The sequence below is a fragment of the Deinococcus malanensis genome (assembly GCF_014647655.1).
In the GTDB taxonomy this organism is placed as follows: Bacteria; Deinococcota; Deinococci; order Deinococcales; family Deinococcaceae; genus Deinococcus; species Deinococcus malanensis.
Genome location: NZ_BMPP01000019.1, coordinates 32,193 through 52,674 on the forward strand (window position 1 = coordinate 32,193; position 20,482 = coordinate 52,674).

At 65.8% G+C, this 20,482-nt stretch carries 19 protein-coding genes; 6 read left to right on the top strand and 13 right to left on the bottom strand.

The genetic code is table 11. The annotated features are described in order from the left end of the window. Positions 1-358 precede the first annotated feature (358 nt). The 5 genes from IEY49_RS17840 to IEY49_RS17860 all read left to right on the top strand — a co-directional run bounded on the left by IEY49_RS17840 (position 359) and on the right by IEY49_RS17860 (position 6,779). Entirely contained in the window at positions 359-1,582 is a 1,224-nt protein-coding gene (locus IEY49_RS17840; protein WP_189011240.1) for a TCR/Tet family MFS transporter, read from the top strand. A gap of 229 nt (positions 1,583-1,811) precedes the next feature. Further along, positions 1,812-2,630: an ATP-binding cassette domain-containing protein gene (locus IEY49_RS17845; protein WP_189011241.1), complete on the top strand. Its 819-nt coding sequence runs from the start codon at positions 1,812-1,814 to the stop codon at positions 2,628-2,630. Continuing rightward, complete coding sequence (locus tag IEY49_RS17850) at positions 2,627-3,463, top strand: ABC transporter ATP-binding protein (protein ID WP_189011243.1); 837 nt, start codon at positions 2,627-2,629, stop codon at positions 3,461-3,463. Before IEY49_RS17845 ends, IEY49_RS17850 begins: the two co-directional genes overlap by 4 nt. 60 nt (positions 3,464-3,523) lie before the next feature. Beyond that, positions 3,524-5,020 carry an ABC transporter substrate-binding protein gene (locus IEY49_RS17855; protein ID WP_189011245.1) on the top strand — a complete coding sequence of 499 codons (1,497 nt, stop codon included), beginning with the start codon at positions 3,524-3,526 and terminating at the stop codon, positions 5,018-5,020. Next, positions 5,013-6,779 carry an ABC transporter permease subunit gene (locus tag IEY49_RS17860; protein WP_189011247.1) on the top strand — a complete coding sequence of 589 codons (1,767 nt, stop codon included), beginning with the start codon at positions 5,013-5,015 and terminating at the stop codon, positions 6,777-6,779. The genes IEY49_RS17855 and IEY49_RS17860 overlap by 8 nt, the downstream gene beginning before the upstream one ends. A 485-nt stretch (positions 6,780-7,264) precedes the next feature. Here the strand turns inward: IEY49_RS17860 and IEY49_RS17865 are convergent, their stop codons facing one another. From IEY49_RS17865 to IEY49_RS17920, 12 genes are all read right to left on the bottom strand, one after another. After that, positions 7,265-7,987: a hypothetical protein gene (locus IEY49_RS17865; protein WP_189011249.1), complete on the bottom strand. Its 723-nt coding sequence runs from the start codon at positions 7,985-7,987 to the stop codon at positions 7,265-7,267. A gap of 261 nt (positions 7,988-8,248) precedes the next feature. Further along, positions 8,249-8,734, bottom strand: coding sequence for a hypothetical protein (locus IEY49_RS17870; RefSeq protein WP_189011251.1), 486 nt, complete (start codon positions 8,732-8,734; stop codon positions 8,249-8,251). 698 nt (positions 8,735-9,432) lie between these two features. Beyond that, positions 9,433-10,119 (bottom strand): recombinase family protein, encoded by a 687-nt coding sequence (locus tag IEY49_RS17875; protein ID WP_189011253.1) that lies wholly within the window; start codon positions 10,117-10,119, stop codon positions 9,433-9,435. Positions 10,120-10,288: 169 nt separating this feature from the next. Then, positions 10,289-11,662: an FAD-dependent oxidoreductase gene (locus tag IEY49_RS17880; protein WP_189011255.1), complete on the bottom strand. Its 1,374-nt coding sequence runs from the start codon at positions 11,660-11,662 to the stop codon at positions 10,289-10,291. Between the two features lie 63 nt (positions 11,663-11,725). Next, the gene (gene lnt, locus IEY49_RS17885) at positions 11,726-13,243 is read right to left on the bottom strand and encodes an apolipoprotein N-acyltransferase (protein WP_189011257.1); all 1,518 of its coding nucleotides are present in this window, start codon (positions 13,241-13,243) and stop codon (positions 11,726-11,728) included. Between the two features lie 64 nt (positions 13,244-13,307). Then, entirely contained in the window at positions 13,308-14,840 is a 1,533-nt protein-coding gene (lpdA, locus tag IEY49_RS17890; RefSeq protein ID WP_189011259.1) for a dihydrolipoyl dehydrogenase, read from the bottom strand. A 49-nt stretch (positions 14,841-14,889) separates the two neighbouring features. Beyond that, positions 14,890-15,687, bottom strand: a complete 798-nt coding sequence (locus tag IEY49_RS17895) for a cytochrome c biogenesis CcdA family protein (protein ID WP_189011261.1) — start codon at positions 15,685-15,687, stop codon at positions 14,890-14,892. Then, entirely contained in the window at positions 15,684-16,223 is a 540-nt protein-coding gene (locus IEY49_RS17900; protein ID WP_189011263.1) for a TlpA family protein disulfide reductase, read from the bottom strand. Before IEY49_RS17900 ends, IEY49_RS17895 begins: the two co-directional genes overlap by 4 nt. Then, entirely contained in the window at positions 16,210-16,491 is a 282-nt protein-coding gene (locus IEY49_RS17905) for a hypothetical protein (protein ID WP_189011265.1), read from the bottom strand. Before IEY49_RS17905 ends, IEY49_RS17900 begins: the two co-directional genes overlap by 14 nt. Then, positions 16,482-17,003: an organomercurial lyase gene (merB, locus tag IEY49_RS17910; RefSeq protein WP_189011266.1), complete on the bottom strand. Its 522-nt coding sequence runs from the start codon at positions 17,001-17,003 to the stop codon at positions 16,482-16,484. Before merB ends, IEY49_RS17905 begins: the two co-directional genes overlap by 10 nt. After that, positions 16,996-17,466, bottom strand: coding sequence for a putative iron-sulfur cluster-binding metallochaperone (locus IEY49_RS17915; RefSeq protein WP_189011268.1), 471 nt, complete (start codon positions 17,464-17,466; stop codon positions 16,996-16,998). Before IEY49_RS17915 ends, merB begins: the two co-directional genes overlap by 8 nt. A gap of 22 nt (positions 17,467-17,488) precedes the next feature. After that, on the bottom strand, positions 17,489-17,920 hold the full coding sequence (locus IEY49_RS17920) for a heavy metal-responsive transcriptional regulator (protein WP_189011270.1): 432 nt from the start codon (positions 17,918-17,920) through the stop codon (positions 17,489-17,491). Between the two features lie 229 nt (positions 17,921-18,149). Here IEY49_RS17920 and IEY49_RS17925 point away from each other — a divergent pair, with 229 nt between their 5' ends. After that, positions 18,150-18,398 (top strand): hypothetical protein, encoded by a 249-nt coding sequence (locus IEY49_RS17925; RefSeq protein WP_189011272.1) that lies wholly within the window; start codon positions 18,150-18,152, stop codon positions 18,396-18,398. 238 nt (positions 18,399-18,636) lie between these two features. On the opposite strand, the gene IEY49_RS17930 is transcribed toward IEY49_RS17925, so the two are convergent. After that, positions 18,637-20,406 (bottom strand): ATP-dependent nuclease, encoded by a 1,770-nt coding sequence (locus tag IEY49_RS17930; protein WP_189011274.1) that lies wholly within the window; start codon positions 20,404-20,406, stop codon positions 18,637-18,639. Positions 20,407-20,482 lie beyond the last annotated feature (76 nt).

Below are 20,482 nucleotides of genomic sequence, written 5' to 3' on the forward strand. Positions count from 1 at the left end.
GACGGAGCCTGTGCGTCCTTTCGTCGTTCGAGTTGAGCCTGTGCAAAATGCGCTGTGCCATGGGACCGCAAGGAGAGAAGAAAGCTCGAAGAGGGGTCACGCTCCAGGGAATGGTGGTCCACCGTACAGCGCATCGTAGCCCTTATGAACAGTGAACTGACCGAACTGAATAGCCGGGTCTTGTTTCAGGAGATCCTGCGAACGGGCAGGCTGGAGCGTACCGTACATGCTGTTGACCGCCGGGCCACACCGGCAGACCAGTCGGTTTGACCTCTGGAGAAACCAGCGGCTGATAATCAACCGGCGATCCAAGGCAGTTTTTTACCTACCGTCTGACCGGTATGTATGATCATGCCTGATGCGTTCCCGTCCTGCCGCCCTGATCTTCATCCTGCTCACCGCCCTGATCGACATCATCGGCATCGGACTGATCATTCCGGTCCTGCCGGGACTGGTCAAAGAACTCGCAGGATCGGAAGTGGCAGGCACCCGCACCATCGGGCTGCTGACGGCCGCGTACGCGGTGATGCAGTTCATCTTCGCGCCGATCCTGGGCGCCCTGAGTGACCGCTTCGGCCGGCGTCCGGTTCTGCTGCTCGCCCTGACGGGGATGGGACTCAATTACCTGCTGCTGGCGTTCGCGCCGAACCTGGCGTGGCTGTTCGTGGGACGGATTCTGGCCGGCATCACGGGAGCGAGCCTGACAGTGGCGAACGCCTACATCGCTGACGTGTCGCCGCCTGAGCAGCGCGCCAAGAATTTTGGACTGCTGGGCGCCACCTTCGGCGTGGGGTTCATCCTTGGGCCGGCCCTGGGTGGTCTGCTGGGCGAGTACGGCCTGCGGGTGCCGTTCCTGGTGGCAGCAGCCCTGACAGGACTGAACGTGCTGTACGGCCTGTTCGTCCTGCCTGAGTCTCTTCCGGCGAGTGCGCGTGGGAAGGGCATGAAACGCAGCGACCTCAACCCGCTGCTGCCCCTGCGGGCGCTGGGTGAGTACCCGATCCTGCGCAGCCTGGCGCTGACCTTTGTGCTGCTGGGCCTGGCGGGACAGGTGATCTTCAGCACCTGGGTGCTGTACACCGAGAAGGTCCTGAGCTGGAGTCCCGGGCAGAACGGTCTGGCGCTGGCGTTCTTCGGACTGCTGACCGCGGCGGTGCAGGGCGGCCTGATCGGGCCGTTCATCGCTCGTTTCGGGGACCGGCGCACCATCATGACCGGGCTGGTGGCGTCCATCCTGGAATTTCTGGTCCTGAGCGTGGCACGCAATGGCGCGCTGCTGTACGCCTCCCTGGTTGTCGGTGCCCTCGGGGGCCTCACGAATCCCGCCATTCAGGGCCTGATCTCACGGCAGGTCAGCGAGACGGAGCAGGGCCGCGTGCAGGGGGCCATCACCAGCCTGAACAGCCTCGTGGCCGTGGTTGGACCCATCCTGGCGACCACCGTGTACGCGGCCGGCCTCGACTGGGGGTTCCCCGGCGCGGCGTACCTGATGGGCGCGCTGCTGTCGGTGGCTGGCACGCTGCTGATCCTGGGGGTCCTGCGGGGCATTCCCGGCACCGGCCGCGTGGAAGCGAAGGTCTGAGTCGTCGTGGATGCTGCCCTTTGGGTCCGGTCAGCCCACAGTGCTTGTGCTGGACACCGGGCGCCTGTTCCGGCTGGTGGTCGAGCAGATCCCGGCGGGCTCAGTCCTGCATGCCGTCGGTGACCGAGTGTGCCGGGACCTGCAACCTCGCCGAAGTGATCTGCCGCCATCTCACCCTGCCGGTGTCTTGAACTTGAACGCCATAGCATGATAATGATATTTTGTTATCATGTTGTCGGCCAGTCCTGTCCTCTCCGTCCGAGACCTGCGTCTCTCCTTCCACCAGCGGCCGGTCGTCCACAACGTCACCTTCGACCTGTATCCCGGTGAACGCGTCTGCCTGCTGGGCCCCTCGGGCTCCGGCAAATCCCTGACCGCCCGTGCAGTCCTCGGCCTGCTTCCTGCTACTGCCGCCGCGCACGGCCACATCACGGTCCTGAATCATGACGTGAGCACCATCCCCGCCGCCCGGCGAGCACCTGCCACCCGCCTGTCCTATGTTGCCCAGGACACCTTCACCGCCCTGAATCCCCTGGTCTCTATTGGCGCGCAGTTGCAGCGCCCCTTCCAGCAGCAGGGCCTGTCCACCCGCGCCGCACGGCAGGCGGCCGCCGAACTTCTCGAACGTCTGCATCTCCCTGACCCTCACTCCCTCCTGCGGCGCTCCCCGGCTGAACTTTCCGGCGGCCAGCGGCAACGCATCTGCCTGGCCCTGGCCTTCGCGTGCCGCACCCCGCTCCTGATCGCCGATGAACCCACCACCGCGCTCGACACCATCACCCAAGCCCGCACGCTGGACCTCCTGCGCCAGCACACCGGACACCCCGCCGCCCCCGCCCTGCTGTTCATCACGCATGACCTGACCGCCGCCGCGCACGTGTGCACCCGCGCGCTCGTCATGGACCGCGGCACCATCGTCGAACGCGGCCCGCTGCCGGACCTCCTGGCCACCCCCCAGCACCCCCTCACCCGCGAGATGGTGACCCTGAGTGTGGCCGCCACACGCACGCTTCCCGTCCGGTCCGTCCAGCGCGCCGTCCCCGCGTGAGTGCCGCCCCCACGGTCAACCAGGACGGGTCCTTCCTCCGTGCCCAGCGGCTGTCCCGCAGCGTCACCTTACCCTGCGCCTTCCCGTGGCGCGCGCCAGAACGCCAGCCACTCCTGACCGACCTCAGCCTGGCCTTGTTTCCTGGAGAACGGGTCGGCCTGGTCGGCCGGTCCGGATCCGGAAAAACGACGCTGCTGCGTGCCCTGCTGGCCCTCGACCGGCCAGACGCCGGGCAGGTCACCTGCCAGGACCGCCCCGTTCGCCCGGCTTCCGTCGCAGCCCTGCGCTGGTACCGCCGGGCCGTGCAGTTCATCCCTCAGGATCCCGTGTCCACCCTCGACCCCCGCCGGACCGTAGAAGCGCTCCTGATGGAACCCTTGCAGCAGTTGCAGGTGCCCTGCGACCATCACGAGCGCACCCGCGACACCCTCGAGCAGGTCGGCCTGTCCACCCGCTTCCTTCGCTGCCGCCCCGGCATCCTGTCCGGCGGTCAGGCGCAGCGGGTCGCCATCGCCCGGGCCACGGCCATCCGGCCGGCTTACCTGCTGGCCGACGAACCCGTCAGTGGCCTTGACCTGCCCCTCCAGGTCCAGGTGCTCGACGTCCTCACCCGCCTCTCGCGGGAGATGGGCATGGGCCTGCTGCTCGTGACCCATGACCTGAGTGTCGTCGCCCGCACCTGCGAACGGACCCTGGTCATGCACCAGGGCGAACTGGTCGAGGACCAGCCCACGGCCAGCCTGCTCCAGAACCCGCAGCACCCCTGCACCGCGCAACTGCTGGACGCCGCGCACCCCCCCGCCCTGTTCCAGGGGCTTCTGACCGCCCCCTGAACCCTCCAGCCTGCCGGGCCAACGCTGCCTGCGGCTTCCCTGCTGCCTCCAGGAGTCCTGATGACCACCCCCCGTGCCCGCTTTACCGCCACTCTTCCCTTCGCCCTGGTGGTCCTTCTCACCAGCTGCTTCCAGGCTGACCAGTCAGGCGCGGGGGACCGCCTGCGGGTCGTCATGCTGCAACCGCCCCGCGCCGGACTCAGCCCGCTTTCCGACGACGCGTTCAAACTGTCCCGCTGGAGCACCGCCGAGACCCTGGTTCAGCTGGATGCAGACGGGGACCCTCAACCGCTCCTCGCCACCGCCTGGACCCGCCTGAACGCCACGACCTGGCGCTTCGTCCTGCGCCCGAAAGTTCAGTTTCACGACGGCACGCCCCTGACCGCGGACCAGGTCGTTCACGCGCTCACGGCCGCGACCCGCGCCGTGCCCAAACCCCGCATTCTCGATGGGGTCACCCTGAAGGCAGAAGAGACCGGACCGCACGCGGTCCTGGTCCGCACCCAGCTTCCCGATCCCCTGCTGCCCAACCGCCTGTCCAGCCCTCAGCTGGCCATCCTGGCCCGCAAAGCCTACGGGCCGGACGGTCAGGTCAACCCCACCGGGGCCGGCACGGGACCGTTCGTGCTGACTGACATCCAGGGCACCACCAGCGCGCACCTCGACCGGTTCGACCGCTACTGGGGTGAGCAAGCCCGGGTGGCCGGCATCGACGCGGACTACGTGCCGGACGGAACCGCCCGCGCCGCGGCCCTGCGCACCGGAACCGCCGATGTGGTGGAAGCCCTTCCCGTCTCGCAGGTGGCCCTGCTGCCTCCCGCGCTGGTGCATGAAGTGCCCATGCCCCGCACGAACACGCTCTATTTGAACACCACCACCGGACCCCTCAAAGACGCATCCCTCCGGGCGGCCATCCGGGACGCCGTGAACCGCACCTCGCTGGTCAACACCGTGTACGAGGGACGTGCGGACGTCGCCCAGGGCCTGCTGGGACCGGCCCTGCCGTGGGCTGCAACCCTCCGCACTCCAGTTAAATCTCCCACAGTCCGCGCCGTTCCACAGGGCGAAGAGATCACGCTGGCCACCTTCTCGGACCGCGCCGAACTCCCGGAAGTCGCCGTCCTGCTCGCGCAACAGCTGACCCAGGCCGGGTTCACCGTCAGGCAGGACGTCCGGCAGTACGCGCAGATCGAAGCGGACGCGCTGGCCGGCTGGTTTGACGCGTTCATCCTCTCGCGGGCCACGGTGCTCGACTCCGGGGATCCCGTGGCATACATGACCAGCGACTTCTCCTGCGCCGGCTCCTTCAACATCGCGCAATTGTGCGACCCGGCCGTGGAGGCCGCCCTGAAACGCGCCGCGGCTGCCCTTCCCGGACCGGACCGGCGTGCAGCCATCATGGCCGCGGAGGCCGCCATCCTACGCACCAATGCCGCCGTTCCGCTGCTGCATGAACGCGTGATTCAGGGGGAGGCCGCACGCGTCGACGCGGCCGAACGTGACCCGCGCGAGCGGCGCCTGCTGACCGGACAGACGAGCCTTTCGGCCGATGAATAGCCGCTCCCTCCTGGAGACGGGACCAACCTTCCTCCCGACGGTGTCCCGGGTGGTTACAGTCCTCGCGCTGCTGATCCTGGTAGGGCTGCTGCCATGGTTGTCCGGGCGTGACCCCGCGCTCAGCATCCTCCGCGCCCGGTCCGGGGAGCAGGACGCGACCCCTGAAGCCCTGAACGCCATCCGCATCCAGCTGGGCCTTGATCTCGGCCCGGCCGAGCAGCTTGGGCGCTACGTCCAGGGCTGGCTGCATGGGGATCCCGGCACGTCATGGATCTCCGGGGCGCCGGTGCTGCCCGGGCTGCTGACAGCCCTGGGCACCTCCCTCACCCTGATGACGTTCGCCTTGATGGTGGCCCTGGTCATCACCCTCCTGGTGTGCCTCCCCACCCTCCAGGCCGGCCTGAACGGCCGGGTGCGACGTTCCGGCGGCGTGGGCGGCGTGACGATGACGGCCCTGCCGGAGTTTCTGCTCGCGTCGCTCCTGCTGGTGGTGTTCGCGGTGGGTCTCAACTGGTTTCCTGCCTATGGGTGGCGCGGTATCGAGTACGCGGTCCTGCCTACGCTGGCGCTGGGGGTTCCGGCTGGCGGGTACCTGGGCCGGCTGTTCACGGATGGCCTTCAAGCCGCGTTCCGTGAACGCTGGGTGGCCACGTGGGTGGTCGCGGGCTTCTCCCGGGCGCAGATCGCCGCGGCAGTCCTGCGCCGCGCCGCGCCTGGCCTCCTTCCGCAGCTGGGCCTGGTGATGGTGGGCCTGACGGGCGGGGCGGTGGCGGTCGAGCAGGTGTTCGCCATTCCCGGGGTGGGCCGGGCCACCCTCAACGCGGCGGTCGCCCAGGACCTGCCCGCCTTGCAGACCGGTGTCCTGCTGTTGCTGCTGCTGGCAGTGACGTTCGGCAGTGTGGCGCAGGCCGGGCGGCTCCTGCTCCTGGGCCGCGCCCTGCGACTGGGCAGCCTGCCCGTGCCCGCGCGCGAGGACGCCCCCATCCCCCGCCACGCATGGCTCCTGCCAGGAACCGCGGCCGCGCTGCTGCTGCTCCTGGTGATGGTCGGCCTGCCCCGCGATCCCTACACGTCAGCGTTTGACCGCCTGCAATTCCCCATGCCCGGCCTGCCCCTGGGCGCGGACGGCACGGGCCGGGACGTGCTGGCTCGGGTCGCTCACGGGGCCATATCCACTGCCGGCCTGGCCTTCCTGGTGGTGGGGCTGTCGCTCGTCATGGGCGTAGTTCTGGGTCTCGCCTCCCGGATCACCATCGGCTTGATTGAGGTTGCCAATGCCCTGCCACCCGTCCTGGTTGGCCTGCTGGTGACCGCACTGGTCGGTCCCAGTGCGAGCGGCGCGGTCCTCGCTGTGGCGGCCGTGGCGTGGGCCCCGCTGGCCGCGCACACCGCCGCCCTGACCGCGGACGTGCAGGCGCAGCCCCACGTCCGCCTTGCCCCGATGCTCGGTGTGGGCCCGGTCCGGCAACTGACCCACCTGGTGCTGCCCGCCGTGATGGGTCCCGTGCTGCGCCATGCCCTGCTGCGCCTGCCGGGGATTGCCCTGTCCCTGGCTGCCCTGGGGTTCCTGGGGCTGGGTTCCAGACCCCCCGCGCCCGAATGGGGTCTCGTTCTCGCAGAAGGTCTGCCTTACCTGGAACGGGCACCCTGGGCGGTCCTGACCCCCGTGGTCGCCCTCCTACTGCTGTCCGTGCTCGCCGTCAGCCTGTCGTCCCTCTCTCGAGGTCGCGCACCCGGGGAGGTACCCTCGGCAGACTGATGGGTCAGCCGCATCACCACCTTGCAGGCAGGGATGGCGAATGTCAGGTGCGTCGCCGCAGCCAGGACGGCGCGCCACCTCCTGAGGCGGGCAATCCGGCCCAGCAGCGTGCACGTCGCCTGCGCCGCAATCAGGTTGGCCAGCATACTCGCCGTCTACCCAGCCGGGCGACACGCTCAGCACTTGAATCTCCGGCGCCAGGGCGTGGGCCAAGGACCGGGTCATCGGTCCCCGGTAGGGTTCGCATGAATCCACAAGGGCATACGTGCCCATGTCTTCTCCCCGTGCTCACCTCCCTGATGAGCACCGGCCCGTGCACCAAAGCTACGCGGCAATGAACCGGCCGCTGTGTGCGGGGTGAGGTGCCCCACCCCCACTCTCTTGTCGATGTTCCGGCCGGGCCACGCCATCGCAGTGATATTCACGGCCGTCGCGACCATCAGTGAGCTGGCAACGTGGGACAGGGTCCATTCCAGCTAATAAGGTCAGTCGTGCGTGAGCCAATGGTGCAGGTCGCCGCTAATCTCCACGCTGATCTGCGGCCTGTGGGGATCGCACCACGTGTATGCGTGAAGGGTGTACTCGCGGCCGTCATCCAGGGTGCCGGTCTCGGTGCAGCGCTGGTCCGAAAGCTGAGGCGCACGCGGCGGCCGTGGCAATGGCAGGGCGAGGCGGTCGAACACGGCGCACCGCCAGTCGGCCCACGCGTGTTCCATTAGCCGCCGGGACGTGGACAGGTACGTTCGGAGGGTGGTGTCCTCCATGCCGTCCAGTCGACCACGGAGAACGCTGAAAGCAAACTCGTTTCGTGTTGCCAGTGGCTCACTGAGCACCACCAGGCTGTATGGGCCGTCCACCGTTGGCCTCAGTTGAGAGAGGACGTAACGGTACGCGAGCCAGTCAGGAAAATCAGTGAGTATGATGTCGCCGTCATGATCCGGACGCCGCAGGACGATCAGGCCGTTTGCGCCGTGATGGCCAAGGAGGTCGCCCTCATGGCTATGAAACGCGCGGTAGCCGCAGCGGCCGCACAGCTGTTCCGTATGGGTAGCGTGCGTAGTCACCGAGGTCGCCGCCTCGTCGCAGGTGTTGTGGAACCAACCGGGGGTATCGACCAAGCGGGGTGTAGCAGCCGGGGGGCGTGCGCCGGCGCGGGCGAGTTCCTGGTGGATCAGGGTGAGGTTGGCAGAGAGGATGTGCAGGGTCATTGCGTGGATTCATGACATCACGATTTCGCGCTGGGCCAGGCTGTTTTTTCCTCGTGAGAGATTCCGGTATTCCAGTTCATGAACAGGCCAAAACCCGGCTGCGAACAGGTGTCGCTGATGGGAAGGCGAGCTGTTCGTCACCAGTTCTGATGAAAAAACGCCTTAGACGGTTCCGTCTGGGCCGGGACTGAAACAGCCCCGCGTGGGCGGGGCCGGGGAAGACGTTCAGGGTCGAGGCGTCACCTCAAATCTGGGACAGGTTCATCGACTGAGCTCGTACACCTGCCTCCCGTCAACCATGCGCACCACCCCGATCCACTCATAGGACGACATGTTGCGCGCCAACGCATCCGCCGCCGCCTGCGCAGCGCTCAGCGTCATGAACTCCTGATTGAACCAGGGTTTGCCGTCCACGGTCAGCTGGAAGTGGCTGGCTTCGCACGCCTCCACGTAAGCAACTGCGGCAGCAATGGCGTCCTGAAGAGCCTCACCAGCGGCTGGGAAGTCGGCGTATGCGCCCTGCCCCCCGATCGAATTCGTCAGGTGAGCAGAAAAGGCGGTGCGCGCGGGCACGAACCACTGAGGGCCATAACCGCAAGTGGTCAGGGTATAAACCATCTGCCCGTACCGCAGATGCCAAGCGTTCGGCCGGGTTTCGTGAGGGAACTCGTACTGCTTGTAGTCACCCACGATAACGCAAGATCCTGGCGTGTTCAGGTGCTCGCTGCCGCGTTTGATCGTAATCATGACGTGCTCCTTGTGAATGCTGCTGGGGTGGCTGAAGCGATCATGTGCCCCAGCACGCTCCGCAGAGTTTTGTTCCGGGCGTCTCGGTGGACAGACCCGGGCCGATGTCGGGAACCGCAAACACAATGCGGATCAGTGACCGGATGGCGCCGTGCAGGCAGGTTGGGAGCAGGGACCGGCGGCCACAGCGCTTCAGCAGTTCCACTGCTCTGGGCCCCTCTTCGTGTCATAGGTCTCCTTCACGCACGCAAGGATGAATTGCGAGCGCTGATCATGGGTGTTTGATTCGCGGGGCGCACTACGCACTCCGGCCTCCCAGCCGTGTGTTCAGCACTTTGTGCCCCTTATGGCCTCCCTGTGTGGTTGGCCTTCCATTTGATTCTGCCTCAACTGCAAAATGTCTGCTGTAATGAAAATTGCTCTGAAGTAGAAAATCTGAGTGAGTCGTCATCAGATTGCAAGGCGCGGGGTCTGGTCAGACTGAAAGCAGTACGAGAGGTGCATGGGACCTCACGAGCTTTCCCAGTGAGTGACATAGCCAACGTCGGGCCCCACCACATGGGACCCAGCGTGCCCGTTTTGAATTACATCTAATACCTGTTCGATGTAATTCAGCGGGCGGGGCGTGATGCCCAGGGCCCAGGCGGAAGGCCCAGCTCTCCCCCTCCCCGTGCTCACCTTCCTTTACACCAGTGAAATCACGAGGTATGCCGGAGCAGTACATTTCTGACCTGAACCGCAGTCCAACGCTTTCCCTGACAGGTGCGTTTCCCTTCGGAATTGAGCACCTCAGCGATGGCGCGCAACGTCTCTCCATTGCGCCGCATCAGCGCGATGTACCCCGCCACCGGCGCGTATGCGTCGACCGCGCCCTGGAACCGCCGCTGTGCTCCCCGCCGCCTGGCCTCCACCGTCAGGTTTTCTGGCCGGCCGAGCACCTTGCCACGGGCTTTGGCCGCCCGGAGAGCGTCCTTGGTGCGGCGGCTGATCATTTTGGCTTCCTGTTCCGCAACGGCTGCCAGGATGTGAATCGTCAGATCATCTACGTCGGGCATGTCCACCGCCACGAAGGGCACGCGGGACTCCATCAATCCGGATACGAAATGCACGTTTCTCGCGAGCCTGTCGAGCTTGGCAATGAGCAGGACAGCGCCTCCCTGGTGTGTGCGCTCGAGCGCTTTTTGGAGTTGGGGGCGCGTGCGTTTATTGGTGCCCGTTTCAATTTCGCGGTACTCGTCAATGATCGTGAGGTCGTAGCTCCGAACGAAGGCGTTCACAGCCGTGTGTTGCGCGTCGAGGCCGAGGCCGCTTCTCCCCTGTTTCAGGTCACTCACGCGGATGTAAGTCACAACGGGGGTGCCGGGGGTGAGGCGTCGGGTAGCCATATGAGCATTGTAAAGGTCCTTTAACGTCCGATCATGGACCTTTACAAGATGGTCAGGGCTCTCATCTCGCTCACCTTCGGCTGCCACAACCTGCACCCAGGCCCTCTTTCAAGGCTGTCGCTTAATTGGTGGTAAGCAACACCTCCTCATCACAGGAATACAAGCCCCATCAGCTGGAGGACTGAGCAGGGCCGTGGCGCCGGACGCGCGTCGCCGCTGCCTGCACGGGATCCCAGACGCTGTTGAACGGCGGCGCATACGCCAGGTCCAGTTCCTCCAGTTGCGTCACCGTCAGGCTTGCGTACAGGGCGGTCGCCAGCACATCCACGCGCTTGTCCGCCCCGCGTTTTCCCACGGCCTGCCCGCCCAGGAGACGCCCAGTCCGCATCTCCACCACCAGCTTCACCGTCAGGCCCTCCGCGTCCGGCATGTACCCCGCTTGATCCGTGGACTCGAGCAGCACGGTTTCAACTTCGAACCCAGCAGCCTTGGCCTCCCACTCGTTCAGTCCGGTGCGCGCCACCCCCAGGCTGAACACCTGCGCGACAGCCGTCGCCACAATCCCGGCAAACTTCGCCTGCCCGCCCGCCGCGTTCCGGCCCACCACCCGGCCCTGCTTGTTCGCCGTAGTCCCCAGCGGAATCCACACCGGCTTTCTCAACACCCGGTGGAAGTGCTCCGCGCAATCCCCCGCCGCGAACACCCCGCGCACGCTCGTCTCCATCTGTTCATCCACCGCGATGGCGCCGGTCGGTCCGAATGGAATCCCTGCCGCAGTGCTGAGGTCCACGTTCGGCCGCACCCCCGTAGCGAGAATCACCAGGTCCGCGTCCAGGTTCCCCAGATTCGTCTGCACTTCCTGAACTCGGCCGTCCTGCCCGCCGCAGGCCTGAAGGATCCCTTCCCCCAGGCTGAGGTCCACGCCATGCCGTTCGAGTTCCGCGTGCAGCACCTGCGCGAGTTCCAGATCCACCGCGTGGAACACCTGATCCCCGCGCTGCACCAGCGCCACCTTCAGTCCGCGCCGCGTCAGGTTCTCTGCCATCTCCAGCCCGACGTACCCACCACCCACCACCACGGCACACCGGGGCTGCTGCTCTCTAAGGTACGCGTCGATGCGGATGGCATCCTCCAGCACATCCAGGTAGAAGATCCCCTCCAGATCGCGCCCGGGCAGGGGAAACTCCACCGGTGAAGCCCCCGTTGCGATCAGCAACCGGTCGTACGGCTCGTCGAACTCCCGACCGCCTTCCAGATCCCGCACGCGCACCGTCTGCCGCGGCGTGTCGATGCCCACCACCTCGTGCCGCACATGCACATGAATATCCCGACGGGCAAACCCCTCCACGCTGCGGGCCATCAGCTGCTCACGCCGCTCCACCACGCCGCCCAGCCAATACGGCATGCCGCACTGGCTGTACGACACGAAGTTGCCCTTGTCGAACGCGATGATCTCCAGGTGTGGGTTCACCCGCCGGGCTTCACTGGCGGCACTCATGCCTGCCGCGTCCGCGCCAATCACGATGAAACGCGGCCGGGTCATGTGCAGGCCTCCGGCCTCGGCTGTCCGCTGGTGTTCTCACGGGCCTTCCGGCTCTTCCTGCGTTCATGGTGCAGTTCGCTGGTCATATCTGCCTCCTGTATTCAAAAGGTATCCGGAACAAGCGAGCCCAGCCCAGAGAAGCGCAGCCACCAACACCGGCCAGTCCCCCCAGCGGACGAACGTCGTCAGTCCCGTCCGCAGGGCGAACGCGGCTCGCCCTGCCGCGCGTTCCCCGTCCGGAAGCTGGAAGGTAACGCGGCCGAGGGGATCAATCACGCCGCTGATGCCGGTGTTACTTGCTCGCAGCACATACCGGCCGGTTTCGATGGCCCGCAGGCGACCCATCTGGAAATGCTGCGCCTTCCCGACCGTGCCCTCGAACCACGCGTCGTTGGAGAGGTGCGCGAGGACCTGCGCGCCATTCGCGGTCAACGTCCGCGCGGCCTGCGCGAACACCGACTCGTACGAGATGTACGCCCCGACCCGCAGGTGACGGAGGGGCAGGGGCTGGTACGTGGTCCCCGGGGTCACGCCCGTCAGACCTGAGAGGCCCAGCGCGCCGAGCACCGGGGTGTACGCGAACGCCAGCGTCTGCCGCCACGGCAGGAACTCCCCGAACGGCACCGGGTGCACCTTGTCGTACCGGCCTGTCACGCCGCCGTCAAAGGCGTACGCGCTGTTCCAGTACCTCCCCACTCCCGAGGTGGGAGCGCCGGTGACCACAGGCTCAGGCAGGCTCGCCAGTGCGGCTCGCGTTCCAGGGTCAGCAGGTGACCGAGGTGACGCACTTTCTGGCCAGACAATCAGGTCGGCCGGCTCGCCTGCCAGCCCCTGCCGGGTCAGGGTGAGGTGCAGGTCCAGTTCTGTTCCCTGGCGCTGCACGGCCTTGTCGAGGGGGGGCACGGCCCCCTGCACCATCACGGCCGTGCGGTCCGGTGGGGGCAGCGCCGGGCGGGTCAGGCCGTAGACCGTCAGGCCACCCAGCACTCCCAGCATGCCCACGAGCGGCAGACGCTGCCCCCGGTAGCCTGCCACCAGCGCGGCGGCCGTGCCTGTCACCAGCAGGCTGAGCAGGTTCAGGCCACCCAGGTCCGCGGCCTGCACGACAGGCGTGGGCAGCCACGCGTACCCGACGGCCCCCCAGGGAAATGCGAGGGAACCCAGCGTCCGGGCCGCCTCGCCCAGCACCCACACGACCGGCAACGCGGCGAGTGTCCGCCCGGTGGACCGGTGGAAGGCGAGGAACGCGACCAGCGCCCAGCTCAGCGCGATCAACGGCACCACCAGCAGGGTCAGTGCGCCGCCCAGCGGACCGAACAGGCGGGTGAAGGACGTGAAGAGCCACGCGAGATGCACCGCGAAGAACACTGTTCCCGCCACGAACGCGAGCCACGCTGCTGTTCGTCTGGACTGGGCCCGGCTGAGTTCGTGGAACAGCAACGCGAGGGGCAGCGGCACCAGCCACGACCAGGCGAACGGTACGCTGGTGATGGCCAGCGCCAGGCCCGCCGCGCCCGCCCGGACAGCGGCGTTCACCTGGGTGGTGGCTCCGCCGGCGGCCGGCGCGTGGGAATGAGGCACATGCCGAGGCAGCAGACCACGCAGACCAGCCACAGGAGCCGCTTGCTGAGGTCTGTCTCTCGGTTCATTCCAACCCTTCTTCGTAATGTACGCCGCCCAGCGCGTTGTTCAGGCCTTCCGCGAGCGTCGGGTGGATGTGGATCATGTCCTGCAAGTCGGTGTACCGCGCGCCGAGCTGGACGGCAGTCACGAATTCATGCACCAGTTCCGCGCCGTCCGCCATCAGGACAGAGGCGCCCAGGATGCGGTCCGTGTCGGCGTCCGCGATGACTTTGATCAGGCCGCGGGTCTCGCCGATCGCGCGGGCCTTGGCGACCTTGTGCGCGTCGTACTTCCCGACCTTCAGTTTGAAGCCAGCCTGACGGGCCTCCCGTTCGGACAGGCCCACCCGTCCCAGCTGCGGCTCAGTGAATACGCCCCACGGCACGACCCGATCCTTGATGCTGAGGTCCGCGTTCTTGATGACGTTCTGGTAGAGGATGCGCGAGTCATCCCGGGCGGTATGGGTGAACATCGGTCCGCCCCGCACGTCCCCCATCGCCCAGACGCCCGGCGCGGTCGTCTCGAGGCGGTCGTTGATCTGAATAAAACCGCGGGCGTCTAGCTGCACGCCGGTGTGCTCCAGACCCAACCCGTCCGTGTTCGGCACGCGGCCCGCGGCGATCATCAGGTGGGTGCCGGCGAAAGCGCGGTCCTCGCCATCGACCGTGGCGGTGACCTGCACGTTCCCTTCGCTGCCTTCCACCCGTGTGACGCGGGCGTTCACGATCACGTCGATGCCCTCGGCTTCCAGGGCTTTTTTCAACACGGTGGTGATGTCCTCGTCCTCACTGGCCAGCAGGAACGGAGCGCCTTGCAGGATGGTCACCTGGCTGCCAAAGCGGCGGTACATCTGCGCGAACTCCACCCCGATGTACCCGCCGCCGACAATCACCAGATGCGGGGGAATCTCGCGGAGTTCCATGGCACTCGTGGAATCCAGGAACGGCACCGCCTCCAGGCCCTCGATGGGCGGAACGCTGTTGCGTGTTCCGACCGCGATGAACACCTTGTCCGCGGTGATCTCCTCACCGTTCACGACCAGCTGGCGCTCCCCGGTGAAGCGCGCCTCCCCGCGCATCAGAATGACGTTCGGGTTCTGCGCGACGTTCCGTTCGGAGCCACTGCGGACGCTGCGGACCAGTTCATCCTTGCGGTCCACGACCCGGCCGAGGTTCACGCGCACCTCGCTAGTTTCCACGCCCCACTGCTCGCTGAGGTACGCCTGGTGCGCCACGCGGGCGCTGGCGATCATGGTCTTTGTGGGGATGCAGCCGCGGTTCAGGCAGGTGCCTCCCAGCTCTGCCCGTTCGATCAGCGCCGTGCGGAGGCCTTTGTAGGCGAGGCGGTGCGCGAGCGGGACGCCGGCCATCCCGCCGCCCAGCACGATAACGTCGTAGTGGTTGCCTGACCCTGTGGCTGCCTTGTCCTGCGGGGACGCTTGCGCCTCCCCTGCGGGATCACCAGGGCGGGCGACCGCGTCGGATGTCGCCTGGTCACGGGTGGCTTCAAGCTTGCTCACGTCAGGCTGCGTGCTGTTGTTCACGCTGTCCGGCATACGGACCTCCTTGGGGTGAAGCACGTTCGGTGGGGTTGAAGGGTGTGGGTCAGGATTCACTCGTGACCACTCCACCTGATCCCATTCCGCGTTGTTCGTTCAGGTACAACACTCTCGCAATCATGGCTGTCACGACCAAGGCCATGAAACCAGTCAGGATCGGCAGCAGCGTCGCGTTTCCTGTGAGCAACTGCTCGATGAAGCGGGTCTGGTAGTACACCGTGTACGCACCGGCCAGCAGCAGGCCCGCGCCCCCAATGAAATTCACGTACTGACCGGCGTTCTTCAGGCCAACGATCACGGCTTCCTTCCCGAAGGCGCTCGCCAGGCTGACGGTCAGCAGCACCGCGCCCATCCCGGCGCCGTACGCGGCGAACATGCCCACGCGCTCGAGCGGCTCGCGGCTCGCGGCGCCCCCGACAATCATCAGGAACACCGGGAGGGTGCAGCCCAGGCTCGCCAGACCGTAAGCGATTCCGTACGGGTAGTACTCGGACAGACGCTCGCCTTCCGGAGCACGAAGGCCCGGAATGTGGAGCGCCAGGGCGCGGCCGCTGAAGGTGCGCACCGCCAGGACCAGCAGCACCACACCCAGGACCAGGTTCAGGTACGGAATAACCTTGGCGAGGCCGGTTCCGAACACGCTGATGATTAGGCCGAGGACGCTGAAGGTGGTCAGGGTGCCCAGGGTCAGCAACACCCCCAGCGCGAGGCCGTCGAGCACAGGATGGCGACCCGCCGGCCGGGTGACAAAACGGGAGATCACGGCCGGCAGCACGGCGAACCCGCACGGGTTGAGGGCCGCGACGGTTCCAGCCGCGAAGGCGTACGTGAGCAGGGTGATCACAGCAGGCCGTCCAGTTTCGAGCGCAGCTGCCCCTCACTGAGTTCGCCGGTATGGTTCTCCAGCAGGCGGCCCTGCCGGTCGATGAACAGCGTGGTGGGCATGCCCCGCAGGCCGAGCTGTTCCTGAGATACGGTGCCCTGCGCGTCGAGCACGACCGGGAAAGTCAGGCCGAGCTTGTCGACCATGCCGCGGGTGTCGTCCGGGGAACTCTGCACGCTGATGCCGACAACCGCCACGCCCTTGCTGGCGTACTCGCGGGAGACGCGCGCGAAACCGTTGAGTTCGTTCCAGCACGACGCGCACCAGGATGCGAAGAAGTTGACGGTGAGAACCTTGCCTTGGTAATCAGCGAGGTGTAGGGTTTCCCCACTCAGCTGGGGGAGGGTGGCTGACACGGCCTCGCCACCGGAGGCGCTGGCCGTGGTTCCCATACGGGTCTGCTGCTGACGGAGCAGGGCAGCAGCCAGAACGGCGACCACGACGGCGCGCAGCAGAGGAATCACATACTTCCGCGGGCCGCCCTTAGCAGCAGTCATTCCGGCCTTCAGTTTTGGCGTTTGGGGCGGGGCAGGTTTTGTTGCGGGCGAGGAGCCGCTGGCCCATCCAGAGGGCGAAGAGGAAGTAGGCAGTGAGGAACACCAGAACGAGGGTCATGTTCTGGCTGAGGAAGGTGGCCACGGCGCTGCCCCCGACCCCGCCGGCGAGGAGGCCGAGCAGGAGGGGCAGGTGACAGGGACACAGCAGCAGGGCGCTGCCCAGCAGCAGGTAAGCGCGCAGGCTCCTGGCGGGTTTCTTCAGCAGCATCGGGTACCGCCGTGTCCGTCCAGTGTGGAAAGGTGAGCGAGATGACCGATGAAGTCACGGGACAGTCGGTAGGCGTCCTGAAACGTCACTGGAGTCGTGGGAACAGTTGCAGTGTTACTCCAGGCCTGGTAAGCCTCCACGTTCGGGAAGGCCAGCGCGTACGGGCAGAAGCTGCGGTAGACCTTCTCGGCGCTCCGGGTGTCCGGCTGGGTGGGCAGCGCGAGAACAGCGTCAGAAGGAGAGTGCAGCTGACCGTTGCGCACCGTGAACTCCAGGGACTGGGTCGCACCTGGGGGCGTGGTGACGATGTCGATGTTCTCGTCGAGGATCCACGCGGCGAGCAGGGTGTCGAGGGCACAGCGGGTGTAGATACGCACCCCAGCCTGGGTGTGGATGACGTGCGGGGTGGGCGTGAACATCACGAATCCCCGCAGCATGGCTTCCGGTGATTGCCCTTCACAGCAGTTCAGCAGGGCAGCGAGCGGCGCGGGGAGAGTGGTCATCTCAGGCATGGCTGGCCTCCCGCAGGGCGCTCAGCGTGCGGTTGACGTTCCCCAGGCAGCAGCTGCCCTGGGGGTTATTCAGTTCGCACCCGCACCGTCCGGCTTTGATGTGCGCCTGGATTGAGGATGGGATGGTGTCCGCCTGCCCGTTCCGGGTAGCCGTATCGAGGTCCGCCCGGGTGTGGCCGAAGCAGTAGCACACCGGGACCCTGAAGTCCTGGTTCTTCTGGAAGACGGGGACTTTCACGTCCGCCTGCCTGTACACGCGTTTGGAACCGAAGTACACCACGTCGCAGGTTGCGTCCGGGCAGAAACGGTACGCCTCGTCTGGATCTAGGGTGGCGAGCGCCACAGGCGTAAGAAGGGCTTTGAGGGTCACCAGCTTTACCGTTTTGCCGGATGTCCCGCACGCTGGGCACGTGGTGCTGAAGGTGAGGCTGGGCTTGGGGGCACAGCAGTCGAGGGTGCTCATGTCCGCACGGTACGGTCTCCCGTTAGGGGGAGAGTCGAGCCTGTGGGGTGACTTCCAGGTACACACACCCAGCGGAGTCGCAGTCGGGGTCCGGATGATCTTCCGCCCACACGACTTTCGCCTGCAACTGGGCTTCAAGGGCCTGAAGCTGAGCGATCTGCGTTCGGACGCTACTCAGGTGGCTTACGAGGTCTGCTTTCACGTGCGCACAGGGTTTCTGGCCATCCTGGCGAACGGTAAGGATCCGGCGGATCTCATCAAGACTGAATCCGGCAGCCTGTGCAGAGCGGAGGAAGCGCACCTGTCCGGCGGCTTCCTCTGGGTAGGACCGGTAGCCACTGGGGCGGCGCTCGGAGGTGAGCAGGCCGAGGTCCGTCCAGTACCGGATGGCTTTGACCGTCTCGCCGGTCAGTGCCGCGAGTTGACCGATGGGCAGGTCAGGAGAATCCGTCATGCTCTGATCCTGCACCGCCCAGCATCACTGATAGTGACCGGATGTTCAGTTGAGACCACTCTCCGCCGCAATTTTTCATGTCATCAGTCCACTGTGGTCTCAACTTCCAGAGCAGCCAGCGCACGCTCCACGGTCATTGCTGTGAGGGTATCGGCGCCGACACTGATGGCCAGCCGCCGGTAGATGTAATAGCTGACGTCTCCAGCTGGAATGGTTCGCCGGCGCCGCCATGTTTTTGATTTACGCCGTCGGTCTCGTCCGGACTGGATTCGGCATCGACCTGCCCTGGTTGCGCATGACGCGCGCCGGGTCGCTTCTTCAGCTCAGCCTGGCCATCGGCGCCCTCGCCGTGATGGCGCAGGAACCGCCGAAAGCCGTGAGAAGCACCGCCCTGCTGCTGTTATTCACCCTGTGGACCTGGACTGGCTACTGGGGTGTGCGCCGCCCGCTGAGAAAGCGGGGCCTCCTTTTTCAGTGATGCAGCAGTGGGCCGGAGGTCGCCGGAGCACCTTTCGCGCCCGGGTGATGGTCCGGTTGTGGTGATGACCGGCACCACGCTCCAAATGAGAGTTCGTTGCACCTGCTTATCGTGTCAGCGCTCTGTTCGGTTTCAGTAAAGGCGGCGCTCGGCTGGAGGTGAAGTGAGCATGCCCAGAAAAGCGGGCATGCGGACCTTCGGCGTCCAGCGTAAATGAGATCAGTCAGAGCATTGGAGATCAACCCAAACGTTCTTGGCCGCCCTGGAAAGCCTCCCCGATGCGCCTGAGCAGGGATTCGAACGATTCGGTCGAACGTCTGAGGTCCTCCGGGCGTGCAAGGGCAGCGATTGGCCGCGCCAGACTCCCATGCTTGCCCTGGCGGCCTTGACGACGCAACCAGCCGTCCAGCTGTGGAGTCAGCCGCTCAGCCTCCGGCACCTCTATCGTGCCAAAAGGCACCCCCAGCGCCCGCTCAGCCAGGCGGAGAAACTCCTCCCGCTGAAAAGTGTCCTCAATGTCCGCCTGCCGCTCGCCTGTCGGGTGAAGAATCATTTCGTGCTTTCCACGCGCGGCCAGCACGTCCTCAACTTTCTCTTTCGCTCGCCGTACAGACTGATCATCCGGGTTGCTGTCCATCAGGACGGTCACGTTGCATGAAAAAGGGCAAAGCTTCACCAGCTTGTCGATGATGCCGATGGTTTCCGCGTCAATCACCCGTACGTCCGCAGGCATGAGCTGGCCCGTGGGGTCAACCAGGGTGCGCATCATGGTCAGGTAGGTGTGCTCGCTCTGCCCCTCCACGATCAGCAGGTTTTCGTTCTTGCTGATCACCTCCAGCAGCTCCTGACGTTTGGCGTACAGCAGAGGCAGCAGTTCGGACAGGGAGTCCTCATCCGTGATGTCCGACGGTGCCACGCAGGTGATGACCTGTCTGCGGCGCCGGGCAATGCGCAGACTCCCGGGAGGTGCCTGGCTGACCAGGTGATCATTGTGCGTCGTGTACACCACCTGATGCACCTCGGAAAGCCGCAGGAGGGCCTGCCGGATCGTCTGCACTGCGGAGAGGTGCATATGGCTTCCTGGCTCATCCAGGAGGACCAACATGGGCCGGCCGTCATGTTCCTGCCCGGCCACCAGCAGGATGGCGGTGGTGAGTACCCACAGCTGCCCTGAGCTGAGTTCATTCATCATCACCGGCTGCCCGCCGACAATGACAGAAATTTCAGGAAAGCTACCCTCCGGCAGGTCGATATGCACCTGCATGTCCACGGCGGGCCACAAGGTGCGTGCCATTTCGGAGATGGTGAGTTCCACGCCGCGCAACTCCGCAGCGGACCTCCTGGAATCCTGTGCGAGCCGCGCGTCGAGGATGCGCTCCAGGGCTGCGTCAGCAACGTTCCCTACGCGCGCTCCCCTCTCACCGGTGCTGAGCGTCAACCCGTTGGGGATATGTACGACGGCGGGCAGGTACCTGTACATCTCATTGAAGGCCACGGCATGGGCAGCGTCATGCTGCGTGCCGTAAGCCAGCCAAAGGTAGTCAACAGGCAACGCCATCCCCACGTGGGGACCCGCTGGTGTGCTGCTGGATTCGGTGCGCCGCGTCACGGCTGAGAAGGTATTTGGCTCCCTTGCTGGAGGCGGCACCAATTCCACCGATATCAACCCGGTATTCTGAATTTTCAGTCGCGCTCGCCGTGTGTTGGATGGTACGCCTGCCCAGGCCACGTCTGGTTCGCAGGCATACAGGTCAAGCTCAGCGTTCATGTGCTCCGGAGCTGACCTTCGCGCCGCGTCACCATTGCGCGCAATGCTGATCACCTGCTGGAGTTTGCGGACAGGAACCGGCCAGGAGCTCAGGGCGTCAATGAGCGAAGTCTTCCCACTGCCGTTGAGTCCCGTGATGATGGTCAGGCCCCGGTTCAGGTCCAACTCGACATCACGCAGGCCCCTGAAATCAGCAATTCTGACGGACCGTAGATGTACCTTGACCGGCCCGCTGATCATCGCAACCCCATCAGCCCGCCAGAGTCCCAGGGACATTCGCTGAACGCACGGCAGTCGAAGCAATCTGGGCAGGACA